This window comes from Kitasatospora sp. NPDC054939, assembly GCF_053610105.1.
The window spans coordinates 1-5,901 of record NZ_JBSGXP010000248.1; the positions used below are offsets into that span (position 1 = coordinate 1).

At 74.4% G+C, this 5,901-nt stretch carries 5 protein-coding genes; 2 read left to right on the forward strand and 3 right to left on the reverse strand.

Annotated features, from left to right (window positions below):
• Positions 1–86: 86 nt before the first annotated feature.
• Entirely contained in the window at positions 87–2,435 is a 2,349-nt protein-coding gene (locus ACWGB8_RS37440; protein ID WP_452218133.1) for a calcium-binding protein, read from the reverse strand.
• 303 nt (positions 2,436–2,738) lie between these two features.
• Entirely contained in the window at positions 2,739–3,686 is a 948-nt protein-coding gene (locus ACWGB8_RS37445) for an NADP-dependent oxidoreductase (RefSeq protein ID WP_452218134.1), read from the reverse strand.
• Positions 3,687–3,813: 127 nt separating this feature from the next.
• Here ACWGB8_RS37445 and ACWGB8_RS37450 point away from each other — a divergent pair, with 127 nt between their 5' ends.
• Positions 3,814–4,857 (forward strand): GlxA family transcriptional regulator, encoded by a 1,044-nt coding sequence (locus ACWGB8_RS37450; protein ID WP_452218135.1) that lies wholly within the window; start codon positions 3,814–3,816, stop codon positions 4,855–4,857.
• Between the two features lie 69 nt (positions 4,858–4,926).
• Here ACWGB8_RS37450 and ACWGB8_RS37455 read toward each other — a convergent pair whose 3' ends face one another.
• Complete coding sequence (locus ACWGB8_RS37455; protein WP_452218136.1) at positions 4,927–5,400, reverse strand: MarR family winged helix-turn-helix transcriptional regulator; 474 nt, start codon at positions 5,398–5,400, stop codon at positions 4,927–4,929.
• Between the two features lie 188 nt (positions 5,401–5,588).
• On the opposite strand from ACWGB8_RS37455, the gene ACWGB8_RS37460 reads away from it, so the two are divergent.
• A partial coding sequence (locus tag ACWGB8_RS37460) for an MFS transporter (RefSeq protein ID WP_452218137.1) occupies positions 5,589–5,901 on the forward strand: 313 nt, incomplete at its 3' end.

Genomic DNA, 5,901 nt, shown 5'->3' on the forward strand with positions numbered 1-5,901 from the left:
CTTTTGGTGGGCTGTTTCTGTTGTTTATATGTGTGGGGGGGGTCCGGGGGGGGGGGCCCCGCCGCGCTCAGAAGGAGTGTCGGCTGCTACGGGCAGCTGATGACGGTGTCGCCGGGGGTGGTGGTGCAGGTGTCGAAGCCGGAACCGCCGTTCAGGGTGTCGGTGCCCGGGCCGCCGTTGAGCGAGTCGTTGCCGAGGCCGCCGGTCAGCGAGTCGTTGCCGAGGCCGCCCTGGAGCGAGTCGTTGCCCGCCCCGCCGTCGACCATGTCGTTGCCGGAGCCCGCGTGGACGGTGTCGGCGCCGTTGCCCGCGGAGATGGTGTCGTTGCCGCCGAGCCCGCAGATGACGTCGTTGCCGCCGGTACCGACGATGGTCTCGGCGTTGGCGGTGCCGATGATCGTGCAGCCGCGGGCGTTGTTGACGGTGGTGGTGGCCGTGGCGGTGTTGTTGCCCGGAACGGGGTCGCTCTGGGCGGCGGCGACCGTCGCGGTGTCGGTGAGCGTGCCGGTGGCCCGGGGCTCGACGGTCACGGTGACGGTGGTGCTGGCGCCGCCCGCGAGGGTGCCGAGCGCGCAACTCGCGCTGGTGGCGGTGGTGGTGCAGCTGCCCTGGCCCGGGGCCGCGGAGATCAGAGCGGCCGGGCCGGTGAGGGTGTCCGTCAGGGTGACCCCGGTGGCGGCCGTGCCGCTGAGGTTGGTGACCGTCACGGTGTAGGCCGGGGTGTCGCCGATGCTGGTGGTGGCCGGGCCGGTCTTGGTGACCCCGAGGTTCACCCCGGCGGGGTTCACGGTGGTGCTCGCCCCGGCGGTGTTGTTGCCCGGGACGGGGTCGCTCTGGGCGGCGCCGACGGTCGCGCTGTCGGTGAGCGTGCCGGCGCCGGTGGTGCCGACCGTGACGTTCACCGTGGTGCTGGTACCGGCGGCGAGGGTGCCGAGCGCGCAACTGGCGCTGGTGGCGGTGGTGGTGCAGCTGCCCTGGCCCGGGGTGGCCGAGAGCACGGTGCCCGGGCCGGTGATCGAGTCGGTGAGCGTGACCCCGGTGGCGGCCGTACCGCTGCTGTTGGTCACCGTCACGGTGTACGCGGCCTGCGCGCCGGCGGTGACGGTGGCCGGGCCGGTCTTGGTGACCGACAGGTCCACCCCGGTCGGGGTGCCGGCGCCACCGTCGTACCGGGCGAGGGCCGCGTCGCCGTTGCCGAAGCCGGCCGCGACGATCTTCCCGTCCGACTGGACGGCCGTGGCCAGCGCCTGGTCGAAGCCGCCGCCGAAGTCGGTGGTGGTCCGGCCGTCGCCGCTGAAGCCGGTGTCGAGGCCGCCGGCGGTGGTGTACCGGGCGAGCGCGAAGTCACTCGCACCGCCCGTCACGGTGGAGCCGGCGACGACGATCGCGCCGCTCGACTGCACCGCGACCCCGTACGCGACCTCGCTGCCGCCGAAGTCGGTGGTGACCTTGCCGTCGGTGTCGAAGCCGCCGTCGAGGTTGCCGCTGGTGTTGTAGCGGGCCAGCGCGAAGTCGTTGCCGGTGTACCCCGCCGCGACGATCTTCCCGTCCGGCTGCAGGGCCACCGCGTGCGCGAACTCGACGCCGCCGAAGGTGGTGGCGACCTTGCCGTCGCTGCTGAAGCTCGGGTCGAGGCTGCCGGTGCCGGTGTACCGGGCGAGCGCGAAGTCGTAGTTGGTGCCGCTGCCGGTGTAGCCGGCGGCGACGATCCGCCCGTCGCCCTGCACCACCACGCCGCGGGCCGCGTCCGCGCCGCCGTCGAAGTCGGTGGTCGCCCTGCCGTCGCCGTCGAAGCCCGTGTCGAGGGTGCCGTCGGCGTTGAGGCGGGCGAGCGCGAAGTCACCGCCCGTCAGGCCGGTGGCGACGACCTTCCCGTCGCCCTGCACCGCCACGCCGAACGCGTCGTCGGCGCCGCCCGTGCCGAAGTCGACGACCGCCTTGCCGCCGCTGCCGAAGCCGGTGTCCAGCGAGCCGTCGGCGTTGTAGCGGGCCAGCGAGAACCAGCCGAAGCCGGCCTCGGGCACCTCGCTGCGGCCGACCGCCACGATCTTGCCGTCGGACTGGAGGGCGAGCCCGCGGGCCTCGTCCGAGCCGCCGTTGAAGTCGGTGGTCACCCGCCCACCGGTACCGAACCCGGCGTCGAGGCTGCCGTCCGGGTTGTACCGGGCGAGCGCGAAGTCGTCGGTGGCACCCGCGTACCCCGCCACGACGATCTTGCCGTCGGACTGGACGACGACCCCGCGGGCCTCGTCCGAGCCGCCGCCGAAGTCGGTCGTCACCCTCCCGCCCGTGCCGAACGCGGTGTCCAGGTCGCCGGGCGCGGCGAGCGCAGCCCCGGGGACGGACAGCGCGAGCAGCAGGCCGGCGGCGGCCGCCGCACCGACCCGGCCGAGCCCCGGCCGCGCACCGGACAGGGACTTGGGCAAACGGTCCACTCTGTGTCTCCTCGTCGTCGCGCCGGCACCCCGCCCGTGGTCCTCCTGCCGAGGTCCTCGCGGCGCCGTGCCTGCTCGCGGGTACCCCACGCACCCGCCGCCCGGGCCGGCCCCGTCCGTGGAGCGCGCCGCCCCGGAGCGTCGGCACACAGCATCGGGGCGGCCTCCGCGAAGGCCCGGTATGCCCGGGCAGCGCTGCGCCCACTGGCCGCCGGATTCCACCCCGAGGAGTGAGCGCCCCCCGGCAGACCCCGGACCCGACCGAGCTGGCCCGGGGCGGCCGGCGCCGGGCTGGGGGTGCGGTCAGGCCGTGGCGGCCCCGGGGTGGGTGACGGCGAGGACGATCTTGCCGGTGGTGCGGCCCCGCTCGCCGATCTCGTGCGCCTTGGCGGCCTCGGCCAGCGGCAGGACGGTCTCGACGACGGGCTTCAGCGCGCCCCGCTCGACCAGGGCGGCGATCTCGCGCAGGCCCAGGTGGTCGGGCTCGACCAGGACCCACAGCGCCCGGACGCCGTCGGGTGCGCCGGCGGGGACGTCGCCCGGGCCGGGGAGGGTGATCAGCCGGCCGCCGGCCCGCAGGACCTTCAGGGAGCGCTCGGCCGTCTCTCCGCCGATGCCGTCCAGGACCACGTCGATGTCGGACACGACGTCCTCGAACCGCGCCTCCCGATAGTCGACCACCTCGTCCGCGCCCAGCTCCCGCACCAGGTCGTGCTTGGCGCCGCTGGCCGTGCCGATGACGTACGCGCCGCGCGCCTTGGCGATCTGCACCGCGAGGTGCCCGACCCCGCCGGCCGCCGCGTGCACGAGGACCCGCTCGCCGGCGCGGACGCCGGCGGCGTCCACCAGGGCCTGCCAGGCGGTCAGCGCGGCCAGCGGCAGCGCCGCTGCCTCGACGTGCGTCAGTCCGGCCGGCTTGCGGGCGAGGTGCCGGGCGGGCGCGACGACGTACTCGGCGTACCCGCCGGCCTGCCGGGGGAACAGCGGCATCCCGTAGACCTCGTCGCCGGGGCGGAACACCCCGACGCCCGGCCCGACCGCCTCGACCGTCCCGGAGACATCCCAGCCGACGGCCGGCACCGCGCCCCATCCGATGAGCGCGCCGCTGGCCCGGGTCTTCCAGTCGACCGGGTTCACCCCGGCCGCGTGGACGCGCACCAGGACCTCGTTCAGTCCGGGCTCGGGGCGCTCGACCTCGCGCTCGACCAGGTTCTCGGGTCCGCCCCACTGCTCCACGACCACTGCTCGCATGGTGTCCGCCTCGTCCTTCGCTTCGTTCCGTACGCCGCCGGGGTTCTCCCGGCGACGGACTCCACGATCCGGCACGGCGGCCCTCCGCAGTGTTGGCCGTTCGGCCACGGTGTGACAGGATCTGGCCATGGGTGCGACACGGGCGACGGAGACGGCGGAACGGCGCGACCCGGCGGCCACCGCCACCCGGCGGCACCGGATCGCGGTGCTCGCCCTGCCGGGCGTGCCGCCGTTCGAACTCGGCATCCCGTCCCGGGTGTTCGGCAGTGCCGTGGACGCCGACGACCGGCCGCTGTACGAGGTCACCGTCTGCACGGCCGACGGCGCACCCGTCCTGAGCGACGCCGGTTTCACCGTCCAGCCGGCCGCCGGACCCGAGGCCCTGACCCGGGCGGACACCGTGATCCTGCCGCCCACCCACGCCATGCCCGAGCTGGCGCTCGGCGGCCCGCTGCCGCCCGAGGTCGACGCCGCCATCGCCGGCATCCGGCCGGGCACCCGGCTGGTGTCGATCTGCACCGGCTCGTACGTCCTCGCCGCGGCCGGACTCCTCGACGGCCGTCCGGCGACCACCCACTGGAACCTCGCCCCGGAGTTCCGCCGCGCCTACCCGAGCGTCAAGGTCGACGAGGACGTGCTCTTCGTGGACGACGGCGACGTGCTGACCTCGGCGGGCGTCGCGGCCGGCGTCGACCTGTGCCTGCACGTGATCCGCCGCGACCACGGCACGGCGGTCGCCAACCGGGCCGCCCGGATGTGCGTGGTGCCGCCGTGGCGCGACGGCGGGCAGGCCCAGTTCATCGACCGCCCGGTCCCCGAGCCCACCGTCGCCAGCACCACCGCCACCCGCGCCTGGGCCCTGGAGCACCTCGCCGAACCGCTGCCGCTCACCCGCCTCGCCGAGCACGCCCGGATGAGCCTGCGCTCGTTCACCCGCCGGTTCCGCGACGAGGTCGGCAGCACGCCGGTCCAGTGGCTCACCGCGCAGCGCCTGGAGGTGGCCAAGCACCTCCTGGAGTCCACCGACCTGCCGATCGACCTGGTCGCCCACCGCTCGGGTTTCGGTTCGGCGAACTCCCTGCGCAGCCACATGCGCACCGCCTACGGCATCTCACCCGCCACCTACCGCCGCACCTTCAGCCCGCACGACACCGACCCGGCGACCACCTGACCCACCGGCCGACCCGCCGGCGTGCCGGTACCGGGCCGGTACCGGGCCGGTACCGGGTGCCGGGCGCGGTCAGCGCAGGCGGAGGGCGGCCGGGGGGTCGACCGCTTCGACGGCGGCGACGAGGGGGGCCAGTTCGGGGTTGCGGGCGGCTTCGTCGAGGGCCTCGCGCAGGGCGGTGTCGTTGGTGGGGCGGGCTTCGCCGAGGAGCTTCAGCCCGTCCTCGGTGACGTTGGTGTAGATGCCGCGCCGGTCGGTGGGGCAGAGGTAGCGGGCGAGCAGGCCGCGGTCCTCCAGGCGGGTGACCAGACGGGTGGTGGCGCTCTGGCTGAGGACGACCGCGTCGGCGACCTGCTTCATCTGCAGGTGGCCGCCTTCGCCGTCGTGCTGGCGGCTGAGGACGTCGAGCAGGGAGTACTCGCGCACGCTCAGGTCGTGCTCGGACTGCAGGGCGCGTTCGACGTGCGCCTCGATCCTGCCGTACAGGACATAGAGGGCGGCCCACCCGTTGGCGAGGGCGGTGAGCGCGGGGTCGGTGGCGGTCATGGGGTCCGGTCTCCTTCCGGGTGCGGCGGTCTCCAGGATAAGCCCTTCGGTGAAATATCGGCCCAGGCATATATCCCGCTTATGCCGTTCCGACGCTGAGCCGGACTGCCCCTGCTTGCACTTATAGCGCGTCTGCAACTATTGTCGGAGCACGTAAGGCGCACCAGCAATCGTACGGAGGGCAGCTCATGCCTCTCGCGCTCCTCGCCCTGGCCATCGGGGCCTTCGGGATCGGCACCACCGAATTCGTGATCATGGGCCTGCTGCCCGAGATCGCCGGCGACTACGGCGTGTCCATCCCCGACGCCGGCCTCCTGGTCACCGGCTACGCGCTCGGCGTCGTCCTCGGCGCACCGCTGATGACCGTGCTCGGCACCAGGATCGGCCGCAAGACGATGCTCATGCTGCTGATGGGCCTGTTCGTGGTCGGCAACCTGCTCTCCGCCCTCGCGCCGAGCGTCCAACTGATGCTCGCCGGCCGGATCGTGACCTCGCTCGCGC